A 25,930-nucleotide genomic window follows, 5' to 3' on the forward strand; every position below is an offset into this window, starting at 1 on the left:
CATGGACCACCTGAGCTTCAAGACGACCCACGTCAATAAGGCCAACGCCCAGAAGAGCTGGGTTATCGTAGACGCCAGCGTCGCCCCTCTGGGCCGCGTTGCCAGCCAGATTGCCAACATTCTGCGCGGCAAGCACAAGCCTTCTTTTACGCCCAACGCTGATTGCGGCGACAACGTCATCGTTATCAACGCCGATAACCTGCGCGTAACGGGCAAAAAAATGACCGAGAAGGTCTACATCACGCACTCGGGCTACCCCGGCGGCCAGAAGCGTCGCACGGTGCGCGAGCAAATGAACCGCGACTCGCGTCGTGTAATTGAGCACGCCGTGAAAGGCATGCTGCAAGGCAACAAGCTCGGCTCGGCTCAGTACCGCAACCTGTACGTGTACGCCGGCAACGAGCATCCCCACGAGGCACAGCAGCCCGTGGCCATCGAACTGAAAAACCTGTAAGCCACGACGGCTTACGCTCTTTAATTTTTTCCACTAATGGCAATTACCAACACCTCTGGTAGAAGAAAAACCTCGGTGGCCCGCATTTACATGCAGGCCGGGCAAGGGAATATCACTATCAATGACCGGGACATGAAATCGTACTTCAGCAACGAGTTGCTGGAGAACGTAGTGAACCAACCCCTGGCAATCCTCGAGCAAGTCGGCCAGTACGACATCAAGGTGAACGTGCGCGGCGGCGGCATTTCGGCTCAGGCTGAGGCCATCCGCTTGGCTATCACCAAGGCTCTGGTTAGCGACAACGAAGAAGTTCGTCCTGCTCTCAAGAAGGAAGGCTTCATGACCCGCGACCCGCGCATGGTGGAACGCAAGAAATTCGGCAAGCGCAAGGCTCGTCGTTCGTTCCAGTTCTCGAAACGCTAATCCAGGAGGAAATACATCATGGCCCAGACTACCTATAAGGACCTGCTCGACGCAGGTGCCCATTTTGGTCACCTCACCCGCAAGTGGGACCCCAAAATGGCGCCGTACATCTTCATGGAGAAGAACGGCATCCACATCATTGACCTCAACAAAACGCTGGTTTCGTTGGATTACGCAGCCCAAGCTATTCGCAACATCGCGAAGAGTGGCCGCAAAATCATGTTCGTAGCCACGAAAAAGCAGGCGCAGGAAATCGTTACGACGGAAGCCGAGCGTTTGAAGATGCCTTTCGTGACCGACCGGTGGTTGGGTGGCATGCTCACCAACTTCGCCACGGTTCGCAAGAGCCTGAAGAAGATGGCCACCATCGACAAGATGGTGAAGGAGAACACCGCCTACGCCGCACTGGCTAAGCGCGAGAAACTGATGATGCAGCGCGAGCGCGAGAAGCTCGACCGCGTGCTCGGCGGTATCGCCGACCTCGGCCGTCTGCCCGCTGCTCTGTTCGTAGTAGACGTGAAGCGCGAGCACATCGCCGTGAAAGAAGCTCACAAACTGGGTATTCCGGTGTTCGCTATCTGCGACACCAACTCGAACCCTGAGTTGGTGCAGTTCCCGATTCCTGCCAACGACGATGCCTCGAAGTCGATTCAGCTCATCGTGAGCGTGATTGGCAAAGCCATCGAAGACGGCCTGTCGGAGCGCAAAGTTGACAAAGAAGACGCCGACCGCAAGGAAGCCGACGAGGCTGCCATTGCCGAAAAAACGGCTGCTGACGAAGAATAATCCCTTCTGAGCTCTTTGAAAAAAGGGAACCTTCGAGTAGTCTAGGCTCCGGAGGTTCCCTTTTTCTTTTCGTAACGCGGACTTTTAGTCCGCGACCTTTTCAATAACAACCATTCACTTAATTCGCGGACTAAAAGTCCGCGCTACTTCCAATGGCCGCTATTACCGCCGCAGACGTAAACAAGCTCCGCACCATGACCGGTGCCGGCATGATGGATTGCAAAAAAGCCCTGACCGAAGCCGATGGCGACTTCGAAGCTGCGCGCGACATTCTGCGCAAAGCCGGTCAGAAAATTGCTGACAAGCGCGCCGAGAACACGACGTCGGAAGGCTTCGTGGCCGTGGCCGTGAGCGAAGATGGCACCAATGGTAAACTGGTGGCCCTGGCTTGCGAAACCGAGTCGGTAGCCAAAGTGGCAAACTTCCGTGAGTTGGTGCAGCGCATCCTCGATGCCGCCGTGCGCACCAACGCCACCACCAAAGAAGAGCTGTTGGCCGTGAAAGAGGACGATGGCCTGACCATTCAGGAGCACATCACCGACCTGACCGGCAAGATTGGCGAGAAGCTGGACCTGACCTACACCACCCTCACCGCCGAGAAAGTGGCTACGTACATCCACTCCGACAGCAAGAAAGGCGTACTCGTGGGCCTGAAGAACGTGGGCTCGGCCGACGTGGCTGCCGTGGGCCGCGACGTGGCCATGCAAATCGTGGCCATGAAGCCCGTTGCCGTTGACAAAGACGGTGTGGACTCGGCTACGGTGGAGCGCGAAATCGAAATCGGCAAAGAGCAGGCGCGTGCCGAAGGCAAGCCCGAGGCAATGCTGGAGAAAATTGCCCAAGGCAAGCTGAACAAGTTCTACAAAGAGCAGACCTTGCTGAACCAAGAGTTCGTGAAAGACGGCTCGATGACCATCGCCCAGCTGCTCGACAGCAAGTCGAAAGGCATGACGGTGTCGGACTTCAAGCGCGTAGCTATCGGCGCTTAATTGCCGTTTTTAGCTGGAATGGAAAGCCCCGCTGGCATAGAGCCGGCGGGGCTTTTCATTTTTATTGGTTGTATTCGGGCGAGCCGTAATCGATGAATGTTCGTCCCGGGATTTCATTGAATGCTTGCATCGCAAGGTCAAGAACTTCGAGAGGAAAATCTATAGCTCTAGATGTGTAAAATGAAAGGCGTTTTAAAGTGTCATCACGAAATATTTCCAGAAGTAATTCATCCTTATTTACATCCCACAACTCACAGCCGATGCCATCGCGCGTGTTAACGTCGCTGGCAATAATTATTTCGTAGTTCTTTCCTTCAACGGTAAATTTCATTGGGCTTGCTAGTCTCTAGATTAGTAAGGAAGATAGGCCCACTTTTGAATTATGGCTTGATTTTCTGCCACGCCCGCACCCGCGCCTGGGAGTTCTCGCGGATGTTCATGTAGAACAGGGCGTAGTCGGCGATGTGGCGGGAGTAGCGCAGCTTCTTCTTGCCGGAGGGCGGGAAGTGCGGGAAGCCTTTGAACCGGGGCGCGTGTACCCAAAGCTGGCCGTGGTGAACCTGGGCATCGGTGAAATTGGGGTGGACGTGCTTGAAGCGGATGCTTACCGCGCCGCGGTTGAGGCTGGCCGGGGCCAGGGTGGAATCGAGCGTCCAGGTGAGGGGATTGATGGCGATGCTGGGCTGGAACATGGCCGATTCGTGGCCGGCATCGGAGGTGTTGTAGGCAACGAAGCAGTCGGTGGCCAGCGAGTCGGCGCAGGGCTTGATGGTAAGGAATTCATTGGGCTTCACCTGGAAACCGATGAGGTAGGCGGCCACAAGCTGGCGGCGCAGCGGGGTGGCTTTGTCGAAGAATTCGTGGAGCAGGCGCGTGGCGTGGCCGGTGCCCTGGCTGTGGCTGGCGATGATGAACGGGCGGCCCTGGTTGTAGTGCGTGAGGTAGTATTGGAAGGAGGCCCGCACGTCGGAGTAGGCCAGTTCCAGGGCTTTCTGGCCGTTGGGTTCTTTGTCGAGGAAGGAAAAGAGCGTGGCTTGGCGGTAGCGCGGCGCGTAGATGCGGCCGGTGGCGTTGAACACGCTGGCCTGTTGCTTGATGGTGCTACGGTCGGTGTATTTATTCAGCCATTTTTTACGCACATCGGCGTTCCAATTTCGGGGGGAATAGTAAGTGGTGGGGTGCACGAAGAACACATCGACGGCGGCCGTAGCCTGCGCATCGCGCAGCGTAGAATGGCACGGTATGGCATCGGCCGAATCGCGCCGGGTGGGCAGGGCGGCCCAGCTGCCGGCCTGGGCGTAGTCGGGCGCGGGTGGGGGCGTGTATTTCTCAAAACCCCGGCCCGGCTTGAGCAGCAGCCTGATGCAACCATTAAGCGGCAAGAGCAGCAATACAATCAGCGCAGTACGCAGGCGAGATGGTAGCACAATGATTTTCTAGTACAACGAATCATGCTCATCTGGCGTCCGCGCAGCCGAAACATGACGGTAGTTTATGGATTCACCTTTCCAGCCGCCGGCCAATGCGTCAGCTGCCGGGGCTGGCCGGCTTCGTCGTAGAGCAGGCTCAGCGGCTCGGCGGGTTTGGCTACTACGTCGGCGAGGGTGATGTTCCAGCGCTGCCACATTTCGGCCAGGGCTTGGGTATAGGCGCTGTTCTCCCAGGGGTTGAAGATGGCCCCGGTCACGTCATCGATGAGGGCATCGAAGACAATTTGGGTGTCGCCGGGGCGCGGGTGGCGCGGGTAGATATCCGGAACGACATGCAGGAGGTGGGCGGCGTAGTAGACACGAGCCTTGAACTCGGCAATCTGGACCGGGTGCAGGGGGCGCTGGGCGTCGGCGTAGACTTTGCGCATGGCCTGGCCCACAAGCCCGATATCGACCAGGCAGGCTACCAGCACGGTTTTATCGAGTTTGATGCTAAAAACGAGGGTATTCAGGTCGTCGTCGTATTCGAAGGGCGTCACATCCTCGGTCGGGTCGGCTTCAAGGACGAAGACGGAGCCGGGCACAAAATCGGCGTACTCGGTGGGCACGCGCAGGCCTTGCAGCAGCTGGAAGAAGGCTTGGAAGCGGCGCACCAGCGCGGCATTTTCGGCCAGCGGGTATTTGGGTTTTATCAACGGCTCGAACTCGTTCAGCAGCTCGGTGATGAAAATGCCGTAGAACATTTTGCCCATCCAGAGGAATAGCGTGTCGTCGCCGAGGGCGCGTAAAGCGGCGGGGCCTTGCGCGGCGGCGGCCTCTACCCTACTCTCCAGCTCTTCGATGCGCTGGCGGGCGGCGGGGGCGGCAGGCAGACGCAAATCTTTGATGAGGACGGTGCGCTGGTCGAGGAGCTGAATGGGGCGCTCGGCCAGGTTATACCGGCTTTGCAGCCACTCAGCGAAGATGGGAACGGTATCATCGGGGCCAACGGGCTGGCCGCTGAGGAAGCAGGTTTCGGGGCCGAAGCGCATGCCATCGAACGGGTCGTAGGGCAGCAGGTCGGCAGGAGATAATGGAGCCATAAAAAGCAATAGCGCGAACTTGGTGGTTTGCGTCGCCACGCGGCCAGCCGGAATATTCCAGGGGCGCGGGGACGCGAACTACAAAGTTCGCGCTACAATGGTTACGGCTATGCAGCCGACGGCTTACTTCGAGAGGGTATTGCCGGCTTTGATGAGCTGCTTGCTCAGGTTTTCGAGCGGGGCGGCATAATCTCCGCCGACCTCTTCGGCTACCTTGGCGGTTTCGGCACCCAGGCTGGCAAGGATTTCGGCGATGTCGTGGGCGGGCGTTTTGGCATCGGCCAGCATATCGCTAAGCTGGCTGAGCTCCTGCTTGATTTTGGCCAATCCCGGACGGTCGGAAGCGGCCAGCACGGCTGTCCAGCGCTCGACCTCGGTGCGGCCCTGCGGGCCGGAGTTGGTGGGCGTGCTGGCCGTGAGGAACGTGATGGTATCGTCGAGCAGCGCAGTGTTTTGCTGGTCGCTTACGGCCATGGGCACGGCGGGCGTGGCGGGCGTTTGCGGAGTGGCGGCGGTGGAATCCATGGGAATGCGAGAATGAAAAGATGCGTGAGGGCTATACTGCTACGGGCCGATAAAAGTTAGCTGGGCGGTTTGCTTCGGCCGGCCCGGAGGCGGAGCATTATCCAGCTACGCCCGCGCACGGGTTACCTTTTTCCTGCTCGTTGATTAACCGTCAAATCTCACTCTCAAATCCAACGACCATGAAAATCTCCGTTAAAGCCCTCTTCGTAGCCGCTGCCGTTGCCTTCACCGCCACCGCTTGCGAGCAAACCAAAACCACCGAAACCACGACCACCACGCCCGAAGGCACCACCGCTACCGTCACCACCGATAGCAGCGCCACCACGGCGACCGAAGCCGGTGCCGCCGCTGGCGCTGCCGTCGACAACGCTTCGGCCAATCTGAAAGAAGGTGCGCAGGAAGCCGGTGCCAAAATGGACGCCGCTGCCGACAAAGCCGGTGCTAAAATGGACGCTGCCGGTGCCAAGATGGACGCCAAAATGAACGCCGCCGGTGCCAAAATGGACGCCATGGGCGACGCTGCTGCCAAATCGGCCCAGCAAACCAAAGAGAACATGAAAGAAGCCGCTAAGAAGTAATTCCAGCTGGCCCTGATTGCTTAAAAAGCCCCGTGCAAGTGATTGCGCGGGGCTTTTTCATGCGTAATACTCAGGCATTGGCAATTTCCAGGAGCACGTCGTAGTATGGGCGGCCCAGGGTGCGGGCGCGCAGCCAGGAATAGAAGCTGATGACCTGCAAGTCTTCGCGTTCCTCGGAAATAAACGGGGGCAGGTGCGTCACGCGGTTGCCAAATTCGTGGTCGTGCGCGGTGGCGGGGTTTTCGATGAGCTCACGCACCAGACTCAGGTAGGTGAGCACGGGATGGTAGGGGCCGCCGACTGGCACGGCCCCGGTGGCGGTGGCCGCATCGGCCGGCACGGCCGGAAACAGGTCGCGGATGGTGCGCTCGATGGCGCGCAGGCGGCTCAGGGCCAGCTCGCTGTTGTCGAGTTCAATTTGGATGAGCATTTCGCCGATGTTGCGGTTCAGCAGCCACTCCAGGCCGAGGTGCTGCTCCAGCCAATGGTCGGTGCGGGCCAGGCTGAGCAGGGCCTGGTTGGCTTTGGCAAACTTGCCTTCGGCGAAGTAGTGGAACGTAAGCTGGAAACGGGCCGTGAGGTCGTCGGCGGTAGCGAGGGGCTTGGGGCCGCGCAAAGCGGCTTCGAGCAGGCCAATGCTTTCGGCATTGCGGCGCAAAAAGGCGTAATTGGCGGCCAGCAGGAAAGTGAAGCGCGGCGCAAACTCGCTGAACTGCCGGCCCGGCCCGGCGCTCATCAGGGCGGTGCCTTTTTCTAGGTACGCCACCGACTCGGCAAAGCGGCGCGAGCGGTACAAGGCGTGGGCCAGCATGTAGAGCAGCTTGAGCTGGTGCCCGCGCTGGGCCGGCGCGAAGCCGTGGCGGCGCTCCATGAGATTGTAGCAGCGCTCAATGAAAACGGCAAACGACGTGAAATCGCGCCGCACCAGCATGGCACTGCGCGTGATGGACATGAGCCGGCTCAGCAGCGAGGGCGAGCGGGCGAAAGCCTCCTGCAAGTCATACTCCGCCAGAATCTGCTGCAAAATGGCATCGACAGCCACCGCAGCCCGGCCGCGCACCCGCGCTTCGCGCAGGCGCTGGCGCAGCAGGCTATCGGCAATATTGGCGCGCTCTTCTTCATCGGCGGCCTTTTTGTTGGCCCGGTAGCGGAGCAGGATTTCATCGAGCGGCGCGGCGTGGGGCGACCCGGCGTGCTGAATCTGGAGGTTGTACACGGCGTTCAGCTGCTCGTACTGCTCGGTTTCGCGGCCCAGCTTTTCGGCTTTGCGCAGGGTGGTCCAGGCCAGGCGTGGGATGCCGGCCTCGAAAAGATATTGGGCCAGGGTGAGGTGGCCGCGCACGGTGGCGGCGGCCGTGGTGTCGAGCTGGCGCTGGCGCAGCAGCAGGTAGTCGGTGAGGTGGCGCATGAGGCGCTTGCGCAGCGCGTAGTAGGCCACGGGGTTGGGCTCGTCGGGGTAGAGCTGGGCGATGAGCTGCTCGGTTTTCAGCTCCTTGGCCCGCACCAGCAACTCGTAGAGGCGCGAATCGAGGCGGCCGACGGTTTTGCGGCGCTGCCGCTGAATGAAGCGGCCGAAATCGCGCCGGTCGTCGGGGCTGAGGGTGAGGAGCGTGGTACGCAGGTCGTCCATGGATGCATAAGATAGACTTTTTTGATTATTTGCGGCACGAATTAATATCCTTTTACCAAAATACTAATCATTATCACACAGATACTTAATCAAGCAAAAACATTTTACCTGAGGTCTAACAATGTGCAAAATACGGTTGAAAGCCGGCTGATAAATGCGCCACCTTTAGCCATGTTTTCACCCTTAGCCCCCTGCGCCATGTTTGCACGCCTACTCTCCTTGTTTTTCCTGCTGGTGCTGCTGGCCGGCCCGGCCCACGCCCAGGACTTTCTCACCAAGCGCAACGGCGACGAAGTTGCGGTGAAAGTGGTCGAAATCACGCCGGCCGAAGTCAAATACCGCCGTGCCGATAACCCCGATGGCCCGCTCATCAGCATCTGGCGCACCGATGTGTTCATGATTCGCTACGCCAATGGCACCAAGGAAGTGTTGAATGCGCCCCCGGCCGCGGTGGGTAGCGGAATACCTGTGCCAGCGGCGGCGACGAGCACGGCCTTTCCAGCCGAAGTGCCCACCATCAGCAATGCGGCACCCGATGATGCCATTTTGGACGAGCCCATTCGGCTCGATGGCCCGCGCATTGGCTTCACCGTGCTATCGGCCGGTGTGCTGGATAGGGCCCGCGAAAGCATGCCCGACCTCAACCCCTTCCTGACGCAGTTTGGCTGGCAGTTCGAGAGCCGCCTGTTTCGGATGCCCAACGGGGTGAGCGGGCTGGCCGAATTTGTGCCGCTGGTGGGCGGGTTGGAGCAGGGCAAGTTTCTGCCCAGCATCAGTGGGCTGTTGGGCATCCGCGGAGCCAAGGGCTTTGAGTTTGGCGTGGGCCCGAACCTGACGCCGCTGGGCGCCAACCTGGTGCTGGCCATGGGCACCTCGTTTCGCTCCAACGGCATCAACTTTCCCGTGAACCTGGCCGTGGTGCCGGGCAACGGGGGCGCCCGCGTCAGCCTGATGCTTGGGTTCAATGCCCGGCACCGCTAGGGGGTATTCTTAGCTTTCAAGGCACCTGCCAAGTGGCCTTTGCGATTACCCTTCCAAGCTCAACCGTAAGCAGTTGGTTCGTAAGATTGGGATATTAAAATCGAAAGCCAATGAATCTGCGCGGGGGTTACCTTTTAGAAAGTTGTTGATTAAGGCGCGAAATCATTCTCCTCATTCTTCAATTTTCTTATGAAAACTTCCTTCAAAACCTTGCTCGCCGTAGCTGCTTTTGCAACCTTCGCTACCACTTCGTGCTCCGAGAAAAAAGCCAACGAAGCGGCTACCACCACCGAAAACGCTGCTTCGGAAGCTGGCGACAAAATGGAAGGCGCCGTGGACAGCGCCAAAGCCGATATGGCCCGCGAACCCGGTGATACCGCCGTAGTAATGGACAAGCCCGCTAATGGCGTGATTGAAAAAACGCCCGCTACGCCCCAGAAATAGGCATAATACGGCCGTATAGCACGGCTGTGTGTCCAGAAGCCCCACTGTCTTGGCAGTGGGGCTTTTTTGTGGGGTAACTGGCCGGGCAAAGCCCAGAGCAGACATGCCGTGCGCCGGGCAGAAGGTGTAAGATTTCGGCATTCGGCCCGTGGCCTCAACGCGCCCAAAAACGCCTGCGTACAAGCCCAACAATTACACCTCTTCCCACCCTCATTTCTTTCTAACTAAACCTCCTTTTCAATCATGGACGTTAATCAGAATAACATCAGCGACAATACCGAACTGCGGGCCCGTGGCAACTGGAACCAATTGAAGGGTGCCGCCAAGCAGAAGTGGTCGAACCTGACCGATGACGACCTGACCTACACCGAAGGCAAACAGGACGAGTGGTTTGGCCGACTGCAAGAGAAAACCGGCGAAACCATCGACAACATCAAGAACTGGTTCAACGAAAAGACTGATAACGCGACGGCTTCGACGACCGGTACCGAATACCGGGCTCGTGGCGACTGGAACCAGATTAAAGGCCAGGCCAAGCAGAAGTGGGGCAACCTGACCGACGACGACCTGACGTACAACGAAGGCCAACAGGATGAGTGGTTCGGCCGCTTGCAAGAGAAAACTGGCCATGCTATTGATGACATCAAAGGCTGGTTCCAGCGCACGTTCTAACGCATTCCTTATCCGATGAAGTAACGCGGCTTCCAATCCATACCGTATTGCTTCAGCACCAAAAAGCCCCTTCTGGAAACAGGAGGGGCTTTTTGGTGCTGAAGCGTTGAACTACACACTGGCCGTTTCGGCCACGTAGTCACTCAAGTACTGATACCGCTCGGTGAGCTGGCCGCCTTTGGCAATGGTGGCGCGGGCAATTACGCCCTCGGCATCATTGCCCAGCAGGTGAGGCAGCACTTTGTCGATGAGCTGGCGGCCGAAGTCGCGGCTGGCGTTGCGGGGTAACTCACAGGGCAGGTTGTCCACCGCCATTTCGGTGATGTTGGTTGGGCGCGAGTAGGGCGGCTCCAGCTCGCCGGTGGCGGGGTTGTAGTCGAAAGCCGGCTCGGCAATGGTGCTGCTGCGCTTGGTGGTGGGCACCGAGCCATTCACGTCGCAGGTCACGTCGGCAATGGTGTTGATGCGGAAATCGGGCCGGCGGGTGTCGGCTTCGGTGAAGAGCAGCGGGGCGGCCGGGTGCCAGTAAGCGCAGGCAATGAGCAGGTCGGTCACGGGCAGGAACTTACCAAAAGTCGACTCGTACTCCTCGGGGTGCTGGTGGAAATTCTGCGTATCCCACACGCGGCCGTCGCGGCGGCGGTTGTAGTCGGAGCTGTGCAGCTGCGTGTACACCGGCTCGTTGAAATCGAGGTACAGGTAGTCGTACACGCTCACCCGCCGAATGCCCATGCGGTCCAGCACCTCCAGCGCGCCCTGGGCCACGCGGCCCGAGCCGGTCACGGCCATCTTAATGGGCGGCAGCTTTTTCACCTTGAAAAACTCCTCCTGCATGTCGTCCATGTCCACGCACTGGTAGGCGGGTTTCAGGTCGTAGAGGCCGTGCTTGCGGCCGTAGGTGAGCAGGCCATTGTAGGCCCCCACAATGCCGGCGTAGCGCCCAAACGCGACGATGCGCTCGCCGTGCTCGTTGGTCAGCAGCTCGTAATCAATCAGGGTGATGTTCTTTTTCAGCGCTGCTTGCAGCAGCTTGCGGTTGGCGGGCTGCTTCTTCACGGTGTGCGAGAAGAAGAAGTAGGTTTTGTTGGGAATGAGCTGGTCGACGGGCACTTCCTTCACGCCCATCAGCACGTCGCAGGCGCTCAGGTCATCGCGCACTTCTAGGCCCAGGTCGCGGTATTCCTGGTCGGCGTAGCTGCGGATTGGACTGCTTTGCACCACGATTTGCAGGCCGGGAAAGCTGGTCTGCGCCTCCACGCACTTTTTGGGGGTGAGGGGCACGCGCTTGTCGGGCGGGGTTTTGCCTTCGCGGATGAGGCCGATGGTGAGGGACATGGGGTGGGGTGGGAATTGGGCGGGAGGGAAACCGTCGGCCAACCGTTCGATTGGCTGAGCAACGGCCAAAATTACGGCTTTCCTACAGTTCGCCGGGACGTTTCGGGCGTACCTTTGTTAAGGAATCTGAATCCCAAAACCCACCTGCCTAACCGGCTCCCCACCAACCCATTCCCGTCTTTATGTCGTTGAAATTCTCGCCAGTCGACGTTTTTGAAGCCCGCCACAACGCGCCCGGGGCCGATGCCCAGGCGGCGATGCTCCGCACCATCGGCGTGGACAGCATCGAGCAGCTCATCGCCGAAACCGTGCCACCCGCCATCCGCCTAAAGAAGCCGCTCGACCTGCCCGCCGCCCTCAGCGAACGGGCTTTTTTGGCGAAATTCAAGCAGATTGCCAGCCAGAATCAGGTATTCAAGTCCTACATCGGCCTCGGCTACCACGACACGACGCTGCCCCCGGTTATCCAGCGCAACATTCTGGAAAATCCCGGTTGGTACACTGCCTACACGCCCTATCAGGCCGAAATCGCCCAGGGCCGCCTCGAAGCCCTTATCAACTACCAAACGGTAGTTATCGACCTCACCGGCCTCGAAATAGCCAACGCCAGCCTGCTGGATGAAGGGACGGCAGCTGCTGAGGCCATGCACATGCTGCACTCGCAGACCAAGAAAAAAGGCGCCAACCAGTACTTCGTTTCGGAACAGGTACTGCCGCAGACCATTGACCTGCTGCGCACCCGCGCCACGCCGGTGGGCATCGAGCTGGTAGTGGGCGACCACCGCCAGGTCGACCTCAGCAACGAAGGCTTCTTCGGGGCCATGGTGCAGTACCCCGCCGCCGACGGCGAGGTGTTCGACTACAAAGAATTCATCGCCCAAGCGCAGAAAAACAACGTTTTTGTGGTAATGGCGGCCGATTTGCTAGCTCTCACGCTGCTGGCTTCGCCCGGCGAGCTGGGTGCTGATGTCTGTGTGGGCAACTCGCAGCGCTTCGGCGTGCCGATGGGCTATGGCGGCCCGCACGCCGGCTTCTTCTCCTGCAAAGACCAGTTCAAGCGCGTGATTCCCGGCCGCCTCATCGGCCAGAGCGTGGACGCGGCCGGCAACAAGGCCTACCGCATGGCCCTGCAAACCCGCGAGCAGCACATCCGCCGCGAGAAAGCAACCTCGAATATCTGCACCGCGCAGGTATTGCTGAGCGTGCTGGCCGGCATGTATGCCGTGTACCACGGCCCGCAGCGCCTCCAGCAGTTTGCCACCAATACCCACCTGTTGGCCCAGACCCTCGAAGCCGGCCTGAAGAAGCTGGGCGTGGAGCAAACCAACAAGCACTACTTCGACACCCTGAACCTGCGTCTGGAAAGCGCCGAGCTGGCCCAGGCCCTTAAGAAAGAAGCCGAAGCGGCCCGCATCAACTTCCGCTATTTTGACGAGGTGCGCGTCGGCATTTCGCTGAACCAGAACACCGAGCTGCACGACGTGGCCGACATCCTGGATGTTTTCGCCAAAGTGCTGGGCAAGGAAGCCGACCAGCTGGCCGAAGCCGTGGAAGCCGATGAGCTGCACGTTCCCGCCGCCCTCGTGCGCACCAGCGAATACCTCACGCACCCGGTATTCAACACGCACCACGCCGAGCACGAGATGCTGCGCTACATGAAGCAGCTGGAGAACAAGGACCTGAGCCTGGCCCACAGCATGATTCCGCTGGGCTCGTGCACCATGAAGCTCAACGCCACCGCCGAGATGATTCCGGTGACCTGGGCCGAAATCGGCGGCCTGCACCCCTTCGCCCCCATCGAGCAGGCGCAGGGCTACCAGCAGATCTTCTCAGACCTGCAGCACTGGCTGTGCGAGGTGACCGGCTTTGCGGCCGTGAGCCTGCAGCCCAACTCGGGCGCGCAGGGCGAGTATGCCGGCTTGCTGGCCATCAAGGGCTACCACGATGCCCACGGCGACCACCACCGCACCGTGGCCCTCATTCCGGCCTCGGCCCACGGCACCAACCCCGCCTCGGCCGTGATGGCCGGCATGCAAGTGGTGGTGGTGAAGAGCACCGAAGACGGCAACATCGACGTGGCCGACCTCAAGGCCCAGGCCGAGAAGCACGCCGCCAACCTGAGCTGCCTGATGGTGACCTACCCCAGCACGCACGGCGTGTACGAAGAAACCATCATCGACATCTGCCAGACCATTCACGCGCACGGCGGCCGCGTGTACATGGACGGCGCCAACATGAACGCCCAGGTGGGCCTCACCTCGCCCGCCAACATCGGGGCCGACGTGTGCCACCTCAACCTGCACAAAACCTTCTGCATTCCGCACGGCGGCGGCGGCCCCGGTGTGGGTCCCATCGGCGTGGTCGAAGACCTGGTGCCCTACCTGCCCGGCCACGCCGTGGTGCCCGTGGAGGGCCGCGACGCCGGCTCGGTATCGGCGGCGCCGTGGGGTTCGGCCAGCATCCTGCCCATCAGCTACGCCTACATCTCGATGATGGGCGGCGACGGCCTGAAGCGCGCCACCGAAACCGCTATTCTGAACGCCAACTACATCAAGGCCCGCCTCGAAGCGCACTACCCGGTGCTTTACACCGGCAGCCACGGCCGTTGCGCCCACGAGATGATTCTGGAATGCCGCCACTTCAAAAAGGCCGGCATCGAAGTCGAAGACATCGCCAAGCGCCTGATGGACTACGGCTTCCACGCGCCCACCGTGAGCTTCCCCGTGGCCGGCACGCTCATGATTGAGCCCACCGAAAGCGAAAGCAAAGCCGAGCTCGACCGTTTCTGCGACGCCATGATTTCTATCCGTAAGGAAATTGCGGAAGTAGAAGCCGGCCGCGCCGATGCCAAGGAAAATGTGCTGAAACACGCCCCGCACACCGCTGCCGCCGTCCTCACGCACGAATGGACGCGTCCCTACACCCGCGAGCAGGCCGTGTATCCCATGGAGTACGTGCGGGCCAACAAGTTCTGGCCCAGCGTAGCCCGCATCGACTCGGCTTACGGCGACCGCAACCTGATTTGTAGCTGCACCCCGATTGAGCAATACGCCGACCAGGAAGAAGAGCTGGTGCAGGCCGACAAAGGCCCGTCATACTAACTATGGCCAACTCTGAATGCAAAAAGCCCGATTCGCTGAATCGGGCTTTTTGCATTCAAGTAGGAATAAGAGTGCCGCGGCAGTGCGCGGAGTTAGCCGTTGGTTATTTGCGGTTGCCGCGCTCGTTGCCACGCTCGCCGAAGCAGCGGCGGTCCATGTAGCCCATTTTGGTCTGGCCGTCTTTATCGAGCCGGACCCGCACGAAATAGGCGTTGATGGTATCCGTCACCTGCACCTCGTTGCCGGTGGTGGTTTGAGCCAGGATATTGGACGTTTTTTTCATGCCATCGTACACCGGGCAGTCCACAATGGTGTTGTGTGCTACGGGAGTACGGTCGGCCACTGCTTTGCCCATTTCGTCGCGGGCGGAAGTACAGGCAGCAAACAGACCGGAAATAGCCAAAAAGAGTAGAGCAGTTCTTTTCATCAACTAGGAAAAAGCAAGGGTGGGGATTTGGGAGGTAAGGTAGGACAAATTCCCGTGATGTCAATATTTTGTCTCCGTATTTGCATTCGCTAAACATGCAGGCCGCCCCCGTGAAAATGGAACGCCGCCCCCCTCTTTTCCGTTATTAGCACAGCCTCCAAAAACAGCTTGTTTATCCTGATAAACGGCTTTTTAGGGGTCTTAATCCACCCGTCTTCCTTCTTCCATTTATGAATCGCATCACCCGTATTTTGGCCCATCCGGTGGCCATGGTTGCCGCCAGCTTAGTATTGTTGCTGGGCCCCAGCGGTTGCACTACTGCTTCCCGCGTAGGCGTGACCAACGACTTTGACCACGCGGTAAACTTCCGGGCTTTCAAAACCTGGGCCTGGTACCCGCAGCAGCCCCGCGACGCGGAAGGCGGCCCGGCCAAAGGCTACGAGTCATTCCTCGACAAGCGCATGCGCGCTTCCGTGGCCTCCGAGATGGCGGCTAAAGGCCTCACCGAAGTAACCACCGCACCCGACATCTACGTGGCCTACAGTGCCCGCGTGGAGGACAAGCAGCAGGTTTCGCCCTATTACAATGGCCTGGGTTATCCCTATGGCTACGGCTATGGCTACTACGGCCGCGGCTACTCGCCCGTGACGCAGTACAAGGCTGGCACCGTGGTCATTGACATCATCGACGCCCGCCGCAAGGAGCTGGCGTGGCGCGGCACCGGCCAGGCGCAGGTGAACCAGAATACCATTGACGAAGCCGAAACCCACCGCATCGTGAACGGGATTCTGAGCACCTACCCGCCGCAGGACAACAACGCCCGCCGCTAATCAGCGCTTGCTGGCAATAAAAAGTCCCTTCCGTATCTGGAAGGGACTTTTTTTATTGCCAAGACGCAACAGCAATCAATTGCTTTCTATGTGAGTAGTGGTCACAACTGACGGCAGCAGATGCGGCCTTTTAGGGTCAAGCCCGAATCGGTTAGGGCCAACGGTGCCCTGCACCAGTTGCAATCCGCCGCCCAAAATGTAGCTCACTATGGGCAGCAGCATTACCAGGCTCCACCAGCTACTGAGGTTCAAGTCGTGCAAGCGCAACAGGGTCTGCACCAGTATGAGGTAAAAAATGACCACGAAGCCGCCCAATGCCAGCAGCGCAACAAATGAGGGCACTTGAACGGCATACAGCAGCCCGGGCAGGGCATAAACCACAACTGCCAGCGCATAGAGCGCCAGCAGTCGAAAAAAGTAGTCCCGTCGGCGCAAGCGGCCGGCAGCAGTAAAAAAAGCCATGGCGAATTTTTCGCCTAAGCTACACCGGCACGTTCACATGGCGTTCGGCGTGGTAGGAGCTGCGCACCAGCGGACCGCTTTCCACGTATTTCAGGCCGCGGCGCAGGCCTTCTTCCTTGTAGTGGGCAAACTGGTCGGGCGTGATGAACTCGGCTACTTCGAGGTGGCGCTTGGTGGGCTGCAGGTACTGGCCGAGGGTGAGAATGTCGAGGCCGTTGGCCACGAGGTCGTCCATGGCCTGGTACAGCTCGTCGGGCTTCTCGCCCAGGCCCAGCATGATGCCGGATTTGGTGCGGTGGCCGGCCAGCTTGGTGCGGCGGATTTGCTCCAGGCTGCGGTCGTACTTGGCCTGCGGGCGCACGAGGCGGTAGAGGCTGCCCACGGTTTCGATGTTGTGCGAAATCACTTCCTGGCCGCCCGAAATCATCACATCAAGCGCGTCCCAATTGGCTTTCACGTCCGGAATCAGGGTTTCGATGGTGGTTTCGGGAGAGAGCTGCTTGGTGAGCACCACGGTTTCGCGCCACACGCTGGCGCCGCGGTCCTTGAGCTCGTCGCGGTTCACTGAGGTGATGACGGCGTGCTTCACTTTCATGAGCTTGATGGCCTCGGCCACGCGGCGGGGCTCGTCGAGGTCGTACTCAGTGGGGCGGCCGGTGGCCACGGCGCAGAACGAGCACGAACGGGTGCAGATATTGCCCAGAATCATGAACGTGGCCGTGCCCGCGCCCCAGCACTCGCCCATGTTGGGGCAATTGCCGCTCTCGCAGATGGTGTGCAGCTTGTGCTCGTCGACGAGGCGGCGGACGGCGGCGTATTCTTCGCCTACGGGCAGCTTCACGCGCAGCCAGTCGGGCTTGCGGGGGCGGGCGGGAGCAGCCGTTTCGGGCTGGATTACGGGCAAATCAATCATTGTTTCAATGAGGAATGAGGAATGACGAAGGAGGAATTATCCTCGGCCCATTCGATACTAAGCACTAACAAATTTACGGCGCAATTGATACGCCTCGCCTATCCGGCGACGTCCAGGCCTGAATTCTCCCTGCTTCCTTCTCGATGCTTCCGTGAGTGCAGCCTTACGAGCGGTGCCCGAAATACAGCGTCAGGTACACCGAGGGGAAGAACTTGCGGTTCAGCGCGTCGGTGTCGGACAGGGTGCTGGGGCTGAGGATGAGCAGGCGCTTGGTGAAGCCTTCGACCAGGAAGCCGACTTCCAGGCCGGTCACGGCGTCGCGGTAGCGGCCGTACTCGAAGCTGAGGCCGCCGCGCAGGTGAAAGCCCGGCACTACCTGCGTCTGGCCAATGCCGCTGAACAGGGGGCCGTGGTCGAGAATCGCGCCCGTGATGGTGTGCTTGTAGGGGTCGTACTGCTCGTTCACGATTTCATCGGTCGAGAGGTTGATGACGTTCGTGCGCGTGGCCGTGCGGTCGTAGCTGATGTAGTAGGGCATCAGCAGGCCGAAGGACGGGCCTACGCTGAGCAGGCCGTTTACCTGCACGCCGGCATCGGCAGCCTTGCGAAACAGGATGCGCTGCAAGCCCACCGAAGGCCGCAGCACAAAGGCATAGTTGGTTTTGCGGTTGATGTAGGTGCCGCCAATCACTGAATTGACACGCTCTTCTTTGGCGTTTTTCAGCATCACGCCCTCCAAGCTCCAGAAGCGCAGCAGGCGGTCGTCCATCACCCGTGTGGAGCGGATGGACGCGCCGCCTAACAGGCCGCCCTGGGTGTTGAAGTTTATCCCAAAAACGAATTCTTTCTGATACGACTGCTCATCGGAAGGCGCATCGGAAATGATATCGGCACGCAGCGGGGCCGACGCGGAGCGGGGAGCCGGCGTGGTAGTGCCGGCCGGCGCAGCACGGTCCTGGGCTTGCGCGCTGGCGGCCGTCAGCAAGCCGGCAGCCAGCAGGCCCCAGCGGTAGGTAGTTGCAGGAAAAAAACGCATAATCTTCAACCGAAACGGGGCCCAAACCGACGCCGAAAACGCGGCGCACCAAGTAATACGTAAATTAGCGAAAGAACAAACAACTTCGTAAAGGTAACTTCCTGATTTGATGAACACCGCCACTGCCCGCTACGCCGGCAACCTTCGCACCGAAGCCACGCACGTTGCCTCGAGCAATGTTATTCAAACCGATGCCCCCGTCGACAACCACGGCCGGGGCGAAGCCTTCTCCCCCACCGACCTCGTGAGCACGGCCTTGGGCTCGTGCATGATGACGGTGATGGGCATTGTGGCCGAGCGCCACCAGTGGGATTTGGTGGGCAGCACCTTCGCCGTGGTGAAGCACATGAGCACAGAGGCGCCGCGCCGCATTGCCCAAATCGACGTAACGTTTACGCTGCCGGCCACCCTGGCGCCCACCGAGCGCACCTTGCTGGAGCGCGCCGCCCACACCTGCCCGGTGGGCTTGAGCCTGCACCCGGAAGTGCGGCAAAACATCGTGTTCGAATACAGATAGCACTTGTGGTAAAATGAGGGAACGGCTGCCCGGTTTCAACGCATGAAACCGGGCAGCCGTTCCTTTAGTTACCGCTGGTTGCTAGCCATTCACGGCCTGCTTCACATCGGCGAGGCGGATGCCCATGTGCGAGGCGTCGTAGGTGCATTCGCCGCCCTGGATGAGCAGGAGCTGCGGTGACTCGTGGCGGATGCCGAACTGCTCGGCTACCTGGGCCGAGAGGGGCCGGAAGCGCAGCAAATCGAGGTAGTAGATGGGCAGGTCGAGGCCGCTATCGGCCCACTGACGCTCAATCTTGCTCTTGGCCGCCGCGCTTATAGAACAAGTGGTGCTGTGCTTAAAAATAAGCACCGGCTGCTCGTGCGAGGCCTGGGCCAGCTGGGTGATTTCGTCGGGTTGGGTGAGGGGAAGCCAGGGAGTGGACATTATGATAGGGTGAATTGGATGAAGAATTGGGGCCGGATGAATGGCGCTGATGTGGCGCGCGGTTATACTACAACAACTTACGGCCAGTAGATTCCCGCCGGGCGGCTCATTCTTTTTCGTTGGCCTTTTCCTTCCTGGAAGCGGCTTGGGCCGGTGGGCGCTGCAGGGTAGTCTTTCGGCGGCGCAGGCCCAGGAAACCGGGGGGCTGCACATTGGGCGCGGTACCGGATTTGTAGTTGAGGTCTTTGCGGGTTTCGGGCACGGCCTGGGTGCTCTGGCCGCGCTTGAGCTGCACCTTGGTCACGTCGAGGTGGCTGTCTTTGTAGGGCGAGTCGGTGCGGCGGTCTTCGCGCAGGGCGCGGCGGTTGGCCGCTTTTATTTTGCCAGGTTTCACGCGCTCAATCTGAGCCCGGGCGGGCGCAGCATTCAGCAGAAAAACCACCACGGCCAGCAGGCCCAGCAGCCGGCTAAGGCTTGCCAGTGGGCGCGGGCTCCGTAGCAGGCTCCGTTTTGGGAGTGGGCATGGCTTCATCGGGCAGTTCCTGTTCGGGCGTCGTGCTGGGCTGCTTGGGCGCCGGCCGGTGGTCGGGGCTGTAGTTGGGTTTTGCATGGAAGCCGTATTTGAAGAAGTTGCGGACAGACTCGATGGGGTGGAAGCCCTTGCTCACTTTGTGGCGCTTGCGACGGTTCAGCTTGGGCTTTTTCATGAGTCCGTGCTTGTCGTACTTCACCGTGGAGCGCTCCGGGTACACGCTGCCTTTGGTGGCGGCAGTGCTGGCGCTGGCCGTGGCCCCGTCGTTGCTGGGCGTCGAGACATCGGTGGCGGCTTCGGGGGTGGCTCCGCCCGATTTCTTCTTGGTCGAAGCGGCCGATTTGGCCAGCTCGTTCTGCAGTTTTTCGTGCTCCTTCTTCTCTTTCTGCTGCGCAATAAACTCCGGCGACGGCTTGGGCGTGGGCAACCGGTAGGGGTGAAATACTTTATGATAAAGCGTGCAGCCACCCAGCGCACTCAGCAACAGCACACCCAGCAAGGACCGGAACACGACGGGGGGTAAACAGTATTTCACCGTAAAGCAGGCAGAACCAATTAAATCAGGAAGAGCAAGATACGAGGGCCACGCGCGAAAACCGCGCCAACCCGACGGCTAGTAGTTGCGCAGGGCTTGTACTTGCTCGCGTAGGCGCTGCTGGGGCAGGAAAGCGGCTTCCAGCGGCGGCGCAAACGGAATAGCTGTATCGAGCGAGGCCACGCGGCGCACCGGCGCGTCCAAGTGCTCGAAGCAGTTTTCGCCAATCCAGGCCGCGATTTCGCCGCCGATGCCGCCGGTCATCGTGTCTTCGTGCAGGATGAGGACGCGGCCGTTTTTCTCCACCGTTTTGCGCACCGCCTCCTGGTCCCAGGGCAGCAAGGTGCGCAGGTCGAGGATGTCGGCCGACACGCCCAAATCCTGGCAGGTTTGCAGGGCCCAGCGCACGCCCATGCCGTAGGTGATGATGCTCAGCTCGTTGCCCTCCTGGGCCAGCACGGCCTGGCCGATGGGCGTGGTGTAGTACGCTTCCGGCACGGGACCCGACAGGCTGCGGTACAGCATTTTGTGTTCGAAATACAGCACCGGGTTGGGGTCTTCGAAGGCGGCGCAGAGCAGGCCCTTGGCGTCGTGCGGGTTGCTGGGGTACACTACTTTCAGGCCGGGCACGTGGGTGAACCACGCCTCGTTGCTCTGCGAGTGGAACGGGCCGGCCGCCGAGCCCGCGCCGGTGGGCATGCGCACCACCACGTCGGCATTCTGGCCCCAGCGGTAGTGGCTCTTGGCCAGGTTGTTCACAATCTGGTTGAAGCCGCAGGTCACGAAATCCGCAAACTGCATCTCAACCATACTTTTCTTGCGCTTGATGCTCAGGCCCAAGCCAATGCCCACAATGGCCGATTCGCACAGCGGCGTGTTCCGCACCCGCGCCTTGCCAAATTCGGCCACGAAGCCTTCCGTGATTTTGAACACGCCGCCGTAGTCGGCAATGTCCTGGCCCATGAGCACGAGTTCGGGGTAGCGCGTCATGCTCTGCTTCATACCTTCGGAAATGGCGTCGATGAAGCGGATTTCGCGGGCCGGGCCGTCTTTCGGCGCATCCGTAGCGGGCGCGTCGAAGGGCTGGTACATATCCGCAATTTCTTCCTCAATGTCGGCCGTGGGCATCGGTTCCGCGTCGGCTTCCTGGAGGCCGGCCTCGATGGCGGCCTTGATTTTCTCGCGGATGCCGTGCTTAGCGGTTTCGGTGAGGATGCCTTCGGCCAGCAGCCATTTCTCGAAGTTTTCCACCGGGTCTTTGGCGGCCCATTCTTCCATCAGGCTCTGGGGCACGTACTTGGTGCCGCTGGCTTCCTCGTGGCCGCGCATCCGGAACGTGAGGGCTTCCACCAGCACGGGACGCGGGTTCTGGCGCAGGTCTTCGGCCAGGCGCTTCACGGTCGTGTACACTTCCAGCACGTTGTTGCCGTCCACCTGCACGGCTTCCATGCCGTAGGCAGGGCCTTTGTCCACGAAGGACTTGAAGCGAAACTGCTCGTTGCTGGGCGTGCTCAGGCCGTAGCCGTTGTTTTCAATCATGAAAATGACCGGCAGCTGCCACACGGCGGCCACGTTCAGGGCCTCGTGGAAGTCGCCTTCTGAAGCGCCGCCGTCGCCGCTGTAGGTCAGGGTCACTTTCGGGTTTTTGTCGAGCAAATCGGCCAGGGCAATGCCGCCGGCCACGGCCAGCTGCGGGCCGAGGTGCGAAATCATGCCCACGATGTGGTGCTCGTTGGTGCCGAAGTGGAAGCTGCGGTCGCGGCCCTTGGTGAAGCCCAGGCGCTTGCCCTGCCACTGCGCAAACAGGCGACCCAGCGGCACCTCGCGGCCCGTGAACACGCCCAGGTTGCGGTGCAGCGGCAGAATGTACTCGTCGGCCTCGAGCGCCAGGGTGCTGCCCACCGAAATGGCCTCCTGCCCGATGCCGGAAAACCACTTGCTCACCTTGCCCTGGCGCAGCAGAATCAGCATTTTTTCCTCAATCAGTCGGGGGCGCAGCAGGTGCTGATAAAGGTGCAGGAGGATTTCGTTGGTGAGGTCGTGGCGGTCAAAAGTCATGACGAGGTGGGTGGGTTTGGGTGGGCAAAGGTAGGAAAGCAGGACGCGCACCGGGCTACTTTCCGCGCTGGCAGTTGCTCAGCACTTTTCCTTCCTCATCTTTCCTTCAGAACCCCGACCGAATTTTACCCACCGGGTGCATTATACCTTTTCCCTCCCATCATAGCCTGAAAAACCGGCAGACCGGCAGTTAACGGAGCATTGAATGAAAACGGGTGGCAGGGTAAAAACATAGGAATCCTAAAAGAAAATCGGCACCTTGAGGCCCGACAGTCTTTTGTATTACTTTTGAAACTCTACAGCGGCGCTTATTTATCAATTATACAATTCACAATCAGTATCTTACTATTTTAACCACCCGCCATTTTTGGCGTACACTACCACCCAGGCAGCTCCTTTCCTGCCCGTATCTTATGGCCGACCTGCCACCGCTTACTTGCGTCATCGTCGACGACAACGAGATGAGCCGCCTGGCCCTAGAGCATTTTGTGGCCCTCACGCCCGGCCTGGAGCTGGCCGCCTCGCTGCCGGATGGCCTCGCGACCCTGGAATTCCTGCAAACGCACCCGCCGATTGACCTGCTGCTGCTCGACATCGAAATGCCCAACCTCACCGGCCTAGAGCTGATTCGGATATTGTCGCAGCCGCTGCCGGCCATTGTGCTGGTTACCTCGCACCACAACTTCGCCGCCGAGGCCTTCGAGCTCCCCGTGGCCGACTATCTGATGAAGCCTGTGGACTATCCCCGGTTTCTGCAGGCCGTGCAACAGGTGCGTACCCTGCAGGCCCGGCCAGCCCCTACCCCGCTCCCCAAATCAGAAAATTCCAATGTTTTTGCCAAAGTCAATGGCCGGCTGGTGCGCATCAACTTCGACGAGGTGTACTACATCGAGGCCATGTCCACGTACTCGGTGCTGGTCACGGCCACGCACAAGCACATAGTGCATACCACGCTCAAGAACCTGGAGGAGCGGCTGCCGTTCAGCCATTTTGTGCGGGTGCACCGCTCCTACATCGTGAACACCCGCCGCATCGATGCCCTGGAAGACCACCAGCTCGTGCTGGGGCCCTACACCGTGCCCGTGGGCAAGCTCCACAAGGCCGAGCTGATGCGGCGGCTGGCCCCGCTTTAAGCGGCGGCTTCCAGCGCGGCGAGCTCGGCCGGCATGGCCACCAGGACACGGCCCACCACGGCCGCCAGCTGCTCTACGGCCCCGGCCAGCACCTCCGGCGCGGGCATAGTGCCCGGCGTGGCCTTGGGATGCGCCAAGCCGAGGATTTCCAACGGCGCAACCACGCCCCTCACGCCCAAGGCCAGCAAGTTGGGCCTGATGTGGTGCGCTATTTCGGCGGCCTGGGCCCAGTGCCCGGCAACGGCCGCAGCGTGCAGCTGCGCCAGGCTCCGCGGCATATTGGCCTGGAAGGAACGCAGTATCTGCCCCATAAACGCAGCCCGGCCCTGTGACTGGCGACGCAGGCGCGTCAGGTCGTAGAGCGGCTCGGCGGGCGCATCCAGCAAGGCGACCATCTTGTGGTACAGCACTTCCTCATCGAAGGGCTTGGCCAGGTAATCGTTCATGCCGGCGGCGAGGTACTGCTCCACATCCGAGCGAAAGGCGTTGGCAGTGAGAGCAATGACTGGGGTATTGGCCCGGCGCGGGTCGGACATCTGGCGCAGCTGGCGGGTCACGTCCACGCCGCTCAGGCCGGGCATCTGAATGTCCATCAGCACGATGTCGTAGGCACTGGCTTCGAGGCAGGCCAGGCCGGCGGGGCCGTCCACGGCTTCCTCCAGCACCACGCCCCAGGGGGCCAGCGCCATCTGGGCCACGGCCCGGTTGATTTCGTTGTCTTCCACCATCAACACCCGCACCCCGGCCAGCCGGCCGGTATCGTAGGCGGCGGCGAAGGCTGAAGGCAACGCGGGCACCGGGGCTTTGGGCAGCGTCACGCTGAACTCAAACGTGGTGCCCCGGCCCACGGCGCTGGTCATGGTGAGGGTGCCGCCCAGCTGGGCCACCAGCGCCCGGGCAATGCTCAGGCCCAGGCCAGTACCGCCAAACTGACGACTGGTGTCGGCGTAGGCTTGCGTAAAGCTCTCGAAGATGCGCTCCTGCTGGGCCGGGGCAATGCCAACGCCGGTATCGGCCACGCTGAACCGCGCCGTGAGAGTGTCGGCCGTTTCCGCCACCAGTTCGCTCGACACGTTGATGGTGCCCCGCTCCGTGAACTTAAGGGCATTGCTGACCAGGTTGATAATAATTTGATTGAGGCGGTGCGCGTCGCCAATCACCCAGGGCTGGGGGTGGCTTGCTCGCAGCGAAGTGCCCTCGAAAACCAGCCCTTTCTCAGTAGCCTGCAAGGCCAACGGCTGCAGCGCGGCACTCACCGAGTCGCTGAGGTTGAACGCCACTTGTTCCATTTCCAGCTTGCCGGAGCTGATTTTGGCCATGTCGAGCACGTCGTTCACCACGTTCAGCAGGTGCTGCCCGGAGCGCTGCATGATGTCGATGAGTTGCTGCTGGCGCGGGTCGAGCGGGGTTTTGGCCAGGTTGGCGGCCATGCCCAGCACGCCATTGAGGGGCGTGCGGATTTCGTGGCTCATGTTGGCCAGGAAATTCTGACGGGCCGTGGCGGCAGCTTCGGCGGCCAGCTGGGCGGCTTTTAGCTCGGTTATGTCGGTGCTCACGCCCAGCACGTGCACCGTGCCGTCGGGGCGGTGCAGCGGGCGCTTGGTGGAGTGGTACCAGCGCACGCTGCCATCGGGCAAGGTGAAGCAGTCTTCCACCACTATTTCCCGGTTGCCGTCCATCACCTGGGCATCAATTTCAGCGAAGCGGGCCAATTCCTCGTCGCGGGTCTGGCGGCGGCTGTCGGCATCGCCTTCCAACCGGGCAGCCGCTTGAAGCTCCTGAATGGCGCGGTTCTGAAAGAGAAAGTTTCCGGCCCGGTCGCGCACGAAAATCATGCTGGGCGTGGTGTCCAGCACCTGCCGTGTAAACGCCTGCTCATCGGCCAGGGCCTGCCGGGCCTGCTCGCGGTCCGTCACATCCAGGCCGTAGCCGATGAACCACGCCAGCGCACCATCGGGCCCGAACACAGGCTGCAGGCGGCGCAGGAAATGGCGCGGACCGGCAGGTTTGGCCACTACTTCTGTCCACTCCACCACCTGCCCGGCACAGGCGCGGTCGAACAGGGAGCGGTGCTTGGGAGTGAATTCAGGCGGGCAGCCGGGCTGCGGGGCCAGTTCGCCCAACGTCTTGCCCTGCGCCGCCTGGCGGGCGGCGGGGTCGGCCATAGCAGTGGGGTTGAGGTACTGAAAGCGCAGCTCGGTATCCACCACTCCTATTTCGGCCGGCAGGCTGTGCAGAATGGCCTCGTAGAAGTCTCGCTGCTGCGTGGTGGCCACAGCCTCTTCGCGGACCCGCGCCAGCTCCTGTTCAAGAGCCGCAATGCGGGCCGTTGCTTCGGCAAGCGTAGCGGGAGCTTCAAGAGACATAGCGGCGGGTAGTGTATCGGGCATAAAACGAAGACAAGGGCAGCTAATAAAGGTCCGAAGCAAGCCGTATTCAGCGGTCGGCCCACATGCCAATGGCCGATTTAGCCGGACCAATGGCATTTTTTTCTGGTTCAAATCACCAGTGTCATTCTGCTCAACGCACTCGGCATTGGTTTCGTGTGTATGGTTTTGCCCCCCGAATGGGAAGTCACCATTGGTCAAATCAGCGTGGCAGCGGGCCAGTTTCTGAGGCCCGGCAGGTTTT

27 protein-coding genes are annotated in these 25,930 nt (G+C 60.6%); 12 read left to right on the plus strand and 15 right to left on the minus strand.

Annotation, left to right across the window (positions count from 1 at the left end; genetic code table 11):
* Nucleotide 1: 1 nt before the first annotated feature.
* The 4 genes from rplM (at nt 2) to tsf (ending at nt 2,652) form a co-directional block, all read left to right on the plus strand.
* The gene (gene rplM / locus ACYU7Q_RS12410) at nt 2-454 is read left to right on the plus strand and encodes a large ribosomal subunit protein uL13 (protein WP_460609743.1); all 453 of its coding nucleotides are present in this window, start codon (nt 2-4) and stop codon (nt 452-454) included.
* Nucleotides 455-490: 36 nt separating this feature from the next.
* Nucleotides 491-877, plus strand: coding sequence for a 30S ribosomal protein S9 (gene rpsI, locus ACYU7Q_RS12415; RefSeq protein ID WP_198069873.1), 387 nt, complete (start codon nt 491-493; stop codon nt 875-877).
* A gap of 18 nt (nt 878-895) precedes the next feature.
* Nucleotides 896-1,663 (plus strand): 30S ribosomal protein S2, encoded by a 768-nt coding sequence (gene rpsB / locus ACYU7Q_RS12420; RefSeq protein ID WP_201977389.1) that lies wholly within the window; start codon nt 896-898, stop codon nt 1,661-1,663.
* A 152-nt stretch (nt 1,664-1,815) separates the two neighbouring features.
* Entirely contained in the window at nt 1,816-2,652 is an 837-nt protein-coding gene (gene tsf, locus ACYU7Q_RS12425; RefSeq protein ID WP_460609744.1) for a translation elongation factor Ts, read from the plus strand.
* A 61-nt stretch (nt 2,653-2,713) separates the two neighbouring features.
* Here the strand turns inward: tsf and ACYU7Q_RS12430 are convergent, their stop codons facing one another.
* From ACYU7Q_RS12430 to ACYU7Q_RS12445, 4 genes are all read right to left on the minus strand, one after another.
* A complete protein-coding gene (locus ACYU7Q_RS12430) occupies nt 2,714-2,983 on the minus strand; it encodes a hypothetical protein (protein WP_460609745.1) in 270 nt (89 codons plus the stop codon).
* Between the two features lie 49 nt (nt 2,984-3,032).
* Nucleotides 3,033-4,079 carry a DUF3089 domain-containing protein gene (locus ACYU7Q_RS12435; protein ID WP_460609746.1) on the minus strand — a complete coding sequence of 349 codons (1,047 nt, stop codon included), beginning with the start codon at nt 4,077-4,079 and terminating at the stop codon, nt 3,033-3,035.
* A gap of 65 nt (nt 4,080-4,144) precedes the next feature.
* Complete coding sequence (locus tag ACYU7Q_RS12440; protein ID WP_460609747.1) at nt 4,145-5,164, minus strand: hypothetical protein; 1,020 nt, start codon at nt 5,162-5,164, stop codon at nt 4,145-4,147.
* 123 nt (nt 5,165-5,287) lie between these two features.
* Nucleotides 5,288-5,689 (minus strand): hypothetical protein, encoded by a 402-nt coding sequence (locus tag ACYU7Q_RS12445; RefSeq protein ID WP_460609748.1) that lies wholly within the window; start codon nt 5,687-5,689, stop codon nt 5,288-5,290.
* Nucleotides 5,690-5,868: 179 nt separating this feature from the next.
* Here ACYU7Q_RS12445 and ACYU7Q_RS12450 point away from each other — a divergent pair, with 179 nt between their 5' ends.
* Nucleotides 5,869-6,267, plus strand: a complete 399-nt coding sequence (locus tag ACYU7Q_RS12450; protein WP_460609749.1) for a hypothetical protein — start codon at nt 5,869-5,871, stop codon at nt 6,265-6,267.
* Nucleotides 6,268-6,337: 70 nt separating this feature from the next.
* On the opposite strand, the gene ACYU7Q_RS12455 is transcribed toward ACYU7Q_RS12450, so the two are convergent.
* Nucleotides 6,338-7,897, minus strand: a complete 1,560-nt coding sequence (locus ACYU7Q_RS12455) for a tetratricopeptide repeat protein (RefSeq protein ID WP_460609750.1) — start codon at nt 7,895-7,897, stop codon at nt 6,338-6,340.
* A 198-nt stretch (nt 7,898-8,095) separates the two neighbouring features.
* On the opposite strand from ACYU7Q_RS12455, the gene ACYU7Q_RS12460 reads away from it, so the two are divergent.
* From ACYU7Q_RS12460 to ACYU7Q_RS12470, 3 genes are all read left to right on the plus strand, one after another.
* Nucleotides 8,096-8,878 carry a hypothetical protein gene (locus ACYU7Q_RS12460; protein WP_460609751.1) on the plus strand — a complete coding sequence of 261 codons (783 nt, stop codon included), beginning with the start codon at nt 8,096-8,098 and terminating at the stop codon, nt 8,876-8,878.
* 189 nt (nt 8,879-9,067) lie between these two features.
* Nucleotides 9,068-9,322 carry a hypothetical protein gene (locus ACYU7Q_RS12465; protein WP_460609752.1) on the plus strand — a complete coding sequence of 85 codons (255 nt, stop codon included), beginning with the start codon at nt 9,068-9,070 and terminating at the stop codon, nt 9,320-9,322.
* Between the two features lie 243 nt (nt 9,323-9,565).
* Nucleotides 9,566-9,994, plus strand: coding sequence for a CsbD family protein (locus tag ACYU7Q_RS12470; RefSeq protein ID WP_460609753.1), 429 nt, complete (start codon nt 9,566-9,568; stop codon nt 9,992-9,994).
* A gap of 111 nt (nt 9,995-10,105) precedes the next feature.
* Here ACYU7Q_RS12470 and ACYU7Q_RS12475 read toward each other — a convergent pair whose 3' ends face one another.
* Nucleotides 10,106-11,329, minus strand: coding sequence for an NAD(P)-dependent oxidoreductase (locus tag ACYU7Q_RS12475; protein WP_460609754.1), 1,224 nt, complete (start codon nt 11,327-11,329; stop codon nt 10,106-10,108).
* A gap of 182 nt (nt 11,330-11,511) precedes the next feature.
* On the opposite strand from ACYU7Q_RS12475, the gene gcvP reads away from it, so the two are divergent.
* Nucleotides 11,512-14,430 (plus strand): aminomethyl-transferring glycine dehydrogenase, encoded by a 2,919-nt coding sequence (gcvP, locus tag ACYU7Q_RS12480; RefSeq protein WP_460609755.1) that lies wholly within the window; start codon nt 11,512-11,514, stop codon nt 14,428-14,430.
* A 103-nt stretch (nt 14,431-14,533) separates the two neighbouring features.
* Here gcvP and ACYU7Q_RS12485 read toward each other — a convergent pair whose 3' ends face one another.
* Nucleotides 14,534-14,857 carry a hypothetical protein gene (locus tag ACYU7Q_RS12485; RefSeq protein WP_460609756.1) on the minus strand — a complete coding sequence of 108 codons (324 nt, stop codon included), beginning with the start codon at nt 14,855-14,857 and terminating at the stop codon, nt 14,534-14,536.
* Between the two features lie 230 nt (nt 14,858-15,087).
* On the opposite strand from ACYU7Q_RS12485, the gene ACYU7Q_RS12490 reads away from it, so the two are divergent.
* Nucleotides 15,088-15,687, plus strand: a complete 600-nt coding sequence (locus ACYU7Q_RS12490; protein WP_460609757.1) for a DUF4136 domain-containing protein — start codon at nt 15,088-15,090, stop codon at nt 15,685-15,687.
* 75 nt (nt 15,688-15,762) lie between these two features.
* On the opposite strand, the gene ACYU7Q_RS12495 is transcribed toward ACYU7Q_RS12490, so the two are convergent.
* The 3 genes from ACYU7Q_RS12495 to ACYU7Q_RS12505 all read right to left on the minus strand — a co-directional run bounded on the left by ACYU7Q_RS12495 (nt 15,763) and on the right by ACYU7Q_RS12505 (nt 18,098).
* Nucleotides 15,763-16,149, minus strand: a complete 387-nt coding sequence (locus tag ACYU7Q_RS12495; protein WP_460609758.1) for a DUF805 domain-containing protein — start codon at nt 16,147-16,149, stop codon at nt 15,763-15,765.
* 19 nt (nt 16,150-16,168) lie between these two features.
* Nucleotides 16,169-17,062, minus strand: a complete 894-nt coding sequence (gene lipA, locus ACYU7Q_RS12500; RefSeq protein WP_460609759.1) for a lipoyl synthase — start codon at nt 17,060-17,062, stop codon at nt 16,169-16,171.
* Between the two features lie 163 nt (nt 17,063-17,225).
* A complete protein-coding gene (locus ACYU7Q_RS12505) occupies nt 17,226-18,098 on the minus strand; it encodes a hypothetical protein (protein WP_460609760.1) in 873 nt (290 codons plus the stop codon).
* 109 nt (nt 18,099-18,207) lie between these two features.
* On the opposite strand from ACYU7Q_RS12505, the gene ACYU7Q_RS12510 reads away from it, so the two are divergent.
* On the plus strand, nt 18,208-18,615 hold the full coding sequence (locus ACYU7Q_RS12510) for an OsmC family protein (protein WP_460609761.1): 408 nt from the start codon (nt 18,208-18,210) through the stop codon (nt 18,613-18,615).
* Between the two features lie 81 nt (nt 18,616-18,696).
* Here the strand turns inward: ACYU7Q_RS12510 and ytxJ are convergent, their stop codons facing one another.
* The 4 genes from ytxJ to ACYU7Q_RS12530 form a co-directional block, all read right to left on the minus strand.
* On the minus strand, nt 18,697-19,041 hold the full coding sequence (gene ytxJ / locus ACYU7Q_RS12515) for a thioredoxin family protein (RefSeq protein ID WP_460609762.1): 345 nt from the start codon (nt 19,039-19,041) through the stop codon (nt 18,697-18,699).
* A gap of 106 nt (nt 19,042-19,147) precedes the next feature.
* Nucleotides 19,148-19,486, minus strand: a complete 339-nt coding sequence (locus ACYU7Q_RS12520; RefSeq protein WP_460609763.1) for a hypothetical protein — start codon at nt 19,484-19,486, stop codon at nt 19,148-19,150.
* A gap of 22 nt (nt 19,487-19,508) precedes the next feature.
* Entirely contained in the window at nt 19,509-20,084 is a 576-nt protein-coding gene (locus ACYU7Q_RS12525; protein ID WP_460609764.1) for a hypothetical protein, read from the minus strand.
* A gap of 102 nt (nt 20,085-20,186) precedes the next feature.
* Entirely contained in the window at nt 20,187-22,166 is a 1,980-nt protein-coding gene (locus ACYU7Q_RS12530) for an alpha-ketoacid dehydrogenase subunit alpha/beta (RefSeq protein ID WP_460609765.1), read from the minus strand.
* Between the two features lie 413 nt (nt 22,167-22,579).
* Between ACYU7Q_RS12530 and ACYU7Q_RS12535 the strand changes: the two genes are divergently transcribed.
* Nucleotides 22,580-23,299, plus strand: coding sequence for a LytR/AlgR family response regulator transcription factor (locus ACYU7Q_RS12535; RefSeq protein ID WP_460609766.1), 720 nt, complete (start codon nt 22,580-22,582; stop codon nt 23,297-23,299).
* On the opposite strand, the gene ACYU7Q_RS12540 is transcribed toward ACYU7Q_RS12535, so the two are convergent.
* The gene (locus ACYU7Q_RS12540; protein ID WP_460609767.1) at nt 23,296-25,665 is read right to left on the minus strand and encodes an ATP-binding protein; all 2,370 of its coding nucleotides are present in this window, start codon (nt 25,663-25,665) and stop codon (nt 23,296-23,298) included. The genes ACYU7Q_RS12535 and ACYU7Q_RS12540 overlap by 4 nt on opposite strands.
* Nucleotides 25,666-25,930: the final 265 nt, after the last annotated feature.

The organism is Hymenobacter terrigena (genome assembly GCF_054776515.1).

Coding starts and splice junctions, on each gene's coding strand:
- rplM (WP_460609743.1), top strand. CDS start 2: ATGGACCACCTGAGCTTCAAGACGACCCACGTCAATAAGGCCAACGCC.
- rpsI (WP_198069873.1), top strand. CDS start 491: ATGGCAATTACCAACACCTCTGGTAGAAGAAAAACCTCGGTGGCCCGC.
- rpsB (WP_201977389.1), top strand. CDS start 896: ATGGCCCAGACTACCTATAAGGACCTGCTCGACGCAGGTGCCCATTTT.
- tsf (WP_460609744.1), top strand. CDS start 1,816: ATGGCCGCTATTACCGCCGCAGACGTAAACAAGCTCCGCACCATGACC.
- ACYU7Q_RS12430 (WP_460609745.1), bottom strand. CDS start 2,983: ATGAAATTTACCGTTGAAGGAAAGAACTACGAAATAATTATTGCCAGC.
- ACYU7Q_RS12440 (WP_460609747.1), bottom strand. CDS start 5,164: ATGGCTCCATTATCTCCTGCCGACCTGCTGCCCTACGACCCGTTCGAT.
- ACYU7Q_RS12445 (WP_460609748.1), bottom strand. CDS start 5,689: ATGGATTCCACCGCCGCCACTCCGCAAACGCCCGCCACGCCCGCCGTG.
- ACYU7Q_RS12450 (WP_460609749.1), top strand. CDS start 5,869: ATGAAAATCTCCGTTAAAGCCCTCTTCGTAGCCGCTGCCGTTGCCTTC.
- ACYU7Q_RS12455 (WP_460609750.1), bottom strand. CDS start 7,897: ATGGACGACCTGCGTACCACGCTCCTCACCCTCAGCCCCGACGACCGG.
- ACYU7Q_RS12460 (WP_460609751.1), top strand. CDS start 8,096: ATGTTTGCACGCCTACTCTCCTTGTTTTTCCTGCTGGTGCTGCTGGCC.
- ACYU7Q_RS12465 (WP_460609752.1), top strand. CDS start 9,068: ATGAAAACTTCCTTCAAAACCTTGCTCGCCGTAGCTGCTTTTGCAACC.
- ACYU7Q_RS12470 (WP_460609753.1), top strand. CDS start 9,566: ATGGACGTTAATCAGAATAACATCAGCGACAATACCGAACTGCGGGCC.
- ACYU7Q_RS12475 (WP_460609754.1), bottom strand. CDS start 11,329: ATGTCCCTCACCATCGGCCTCATCCGCGAAGGCAAAACCCCGCCCGAC.
- gcvP (WP_460609755.1), top strand. CDS start 11,512: ATGTCGTTGAAATTCTCGCCAGTCGACGTTTTTGAAGCCCGCCACAAC.
- ACYU7Q_RS12485 (WP_460609756.1), bottom strand. CDS start 14,857: ATGAAAAGAACTGCTCTACTCTTTTTGGCTATTTCCGGTCTGTTTGCT.
- ACYU7Q_RS12490 (WP_460609757.1), top strand. CDS start 15,088: ATGAATCGCATCACCCGTATTTTGGCCCATCCGGTGGCCATGGTTGCC.
- ACYU7Q_RS12495 (WP_460609758.1), bottom strand. CDS start 16,149: ATGGCTTTTTTTACTGCTGCCGGCCGCTTGCGCCGACGGGACTACTTT.
- lipA (WP_460609759.1), bottom strand. CDS start 17,062: ATGATTGATTTGCCCGTAATCCAGCCCGAAACGGCTGCTCCCGCCCGC.
- ACYU7Q_RS12505 (WP_460609760.1), bottom strand. CDS start 18,098: ATGCGTTTTTTTCCTGCAACTACCTACCGCTGGGGCCTGCTGGCTGCC.
- ACYU7Q_RS12510 (WP_460609761.1), top strand. CDS start 18,208: ATGAACACCGCCACTGCCCGCTACGCCGGCAACCTTCGCACCGAAGCC.
- ytxJ (WP_460609762.1), bottom strand. CDS start 19,041: ATGTCCACTCCCTGGCTTCCCCTCACCCAACCCGACGAAATCACCCAG.
- ACYU7Q_RS12530 (WP_460609765.1), bottom strand. CDS start 22,166: ATGACTTTTGACCGCCACGACCTCACCAACGAAATCCTCCTGCACCTT.
- ACYU7Q_RS12535 (WP_460609766.1), top strand. CDS start 22,580: ATGGCCGACCTGCCACCGCTTACTTGCGTCATCGTCGACGACAACGAG.
- ACYU7Q_RS12540 (WP_460609767.1), bottom strand. CDS start 25,665: ATGTCTCTTGAAGCTCCCGCTACGCTTGCCGAAGCAACGGCCCGCATT.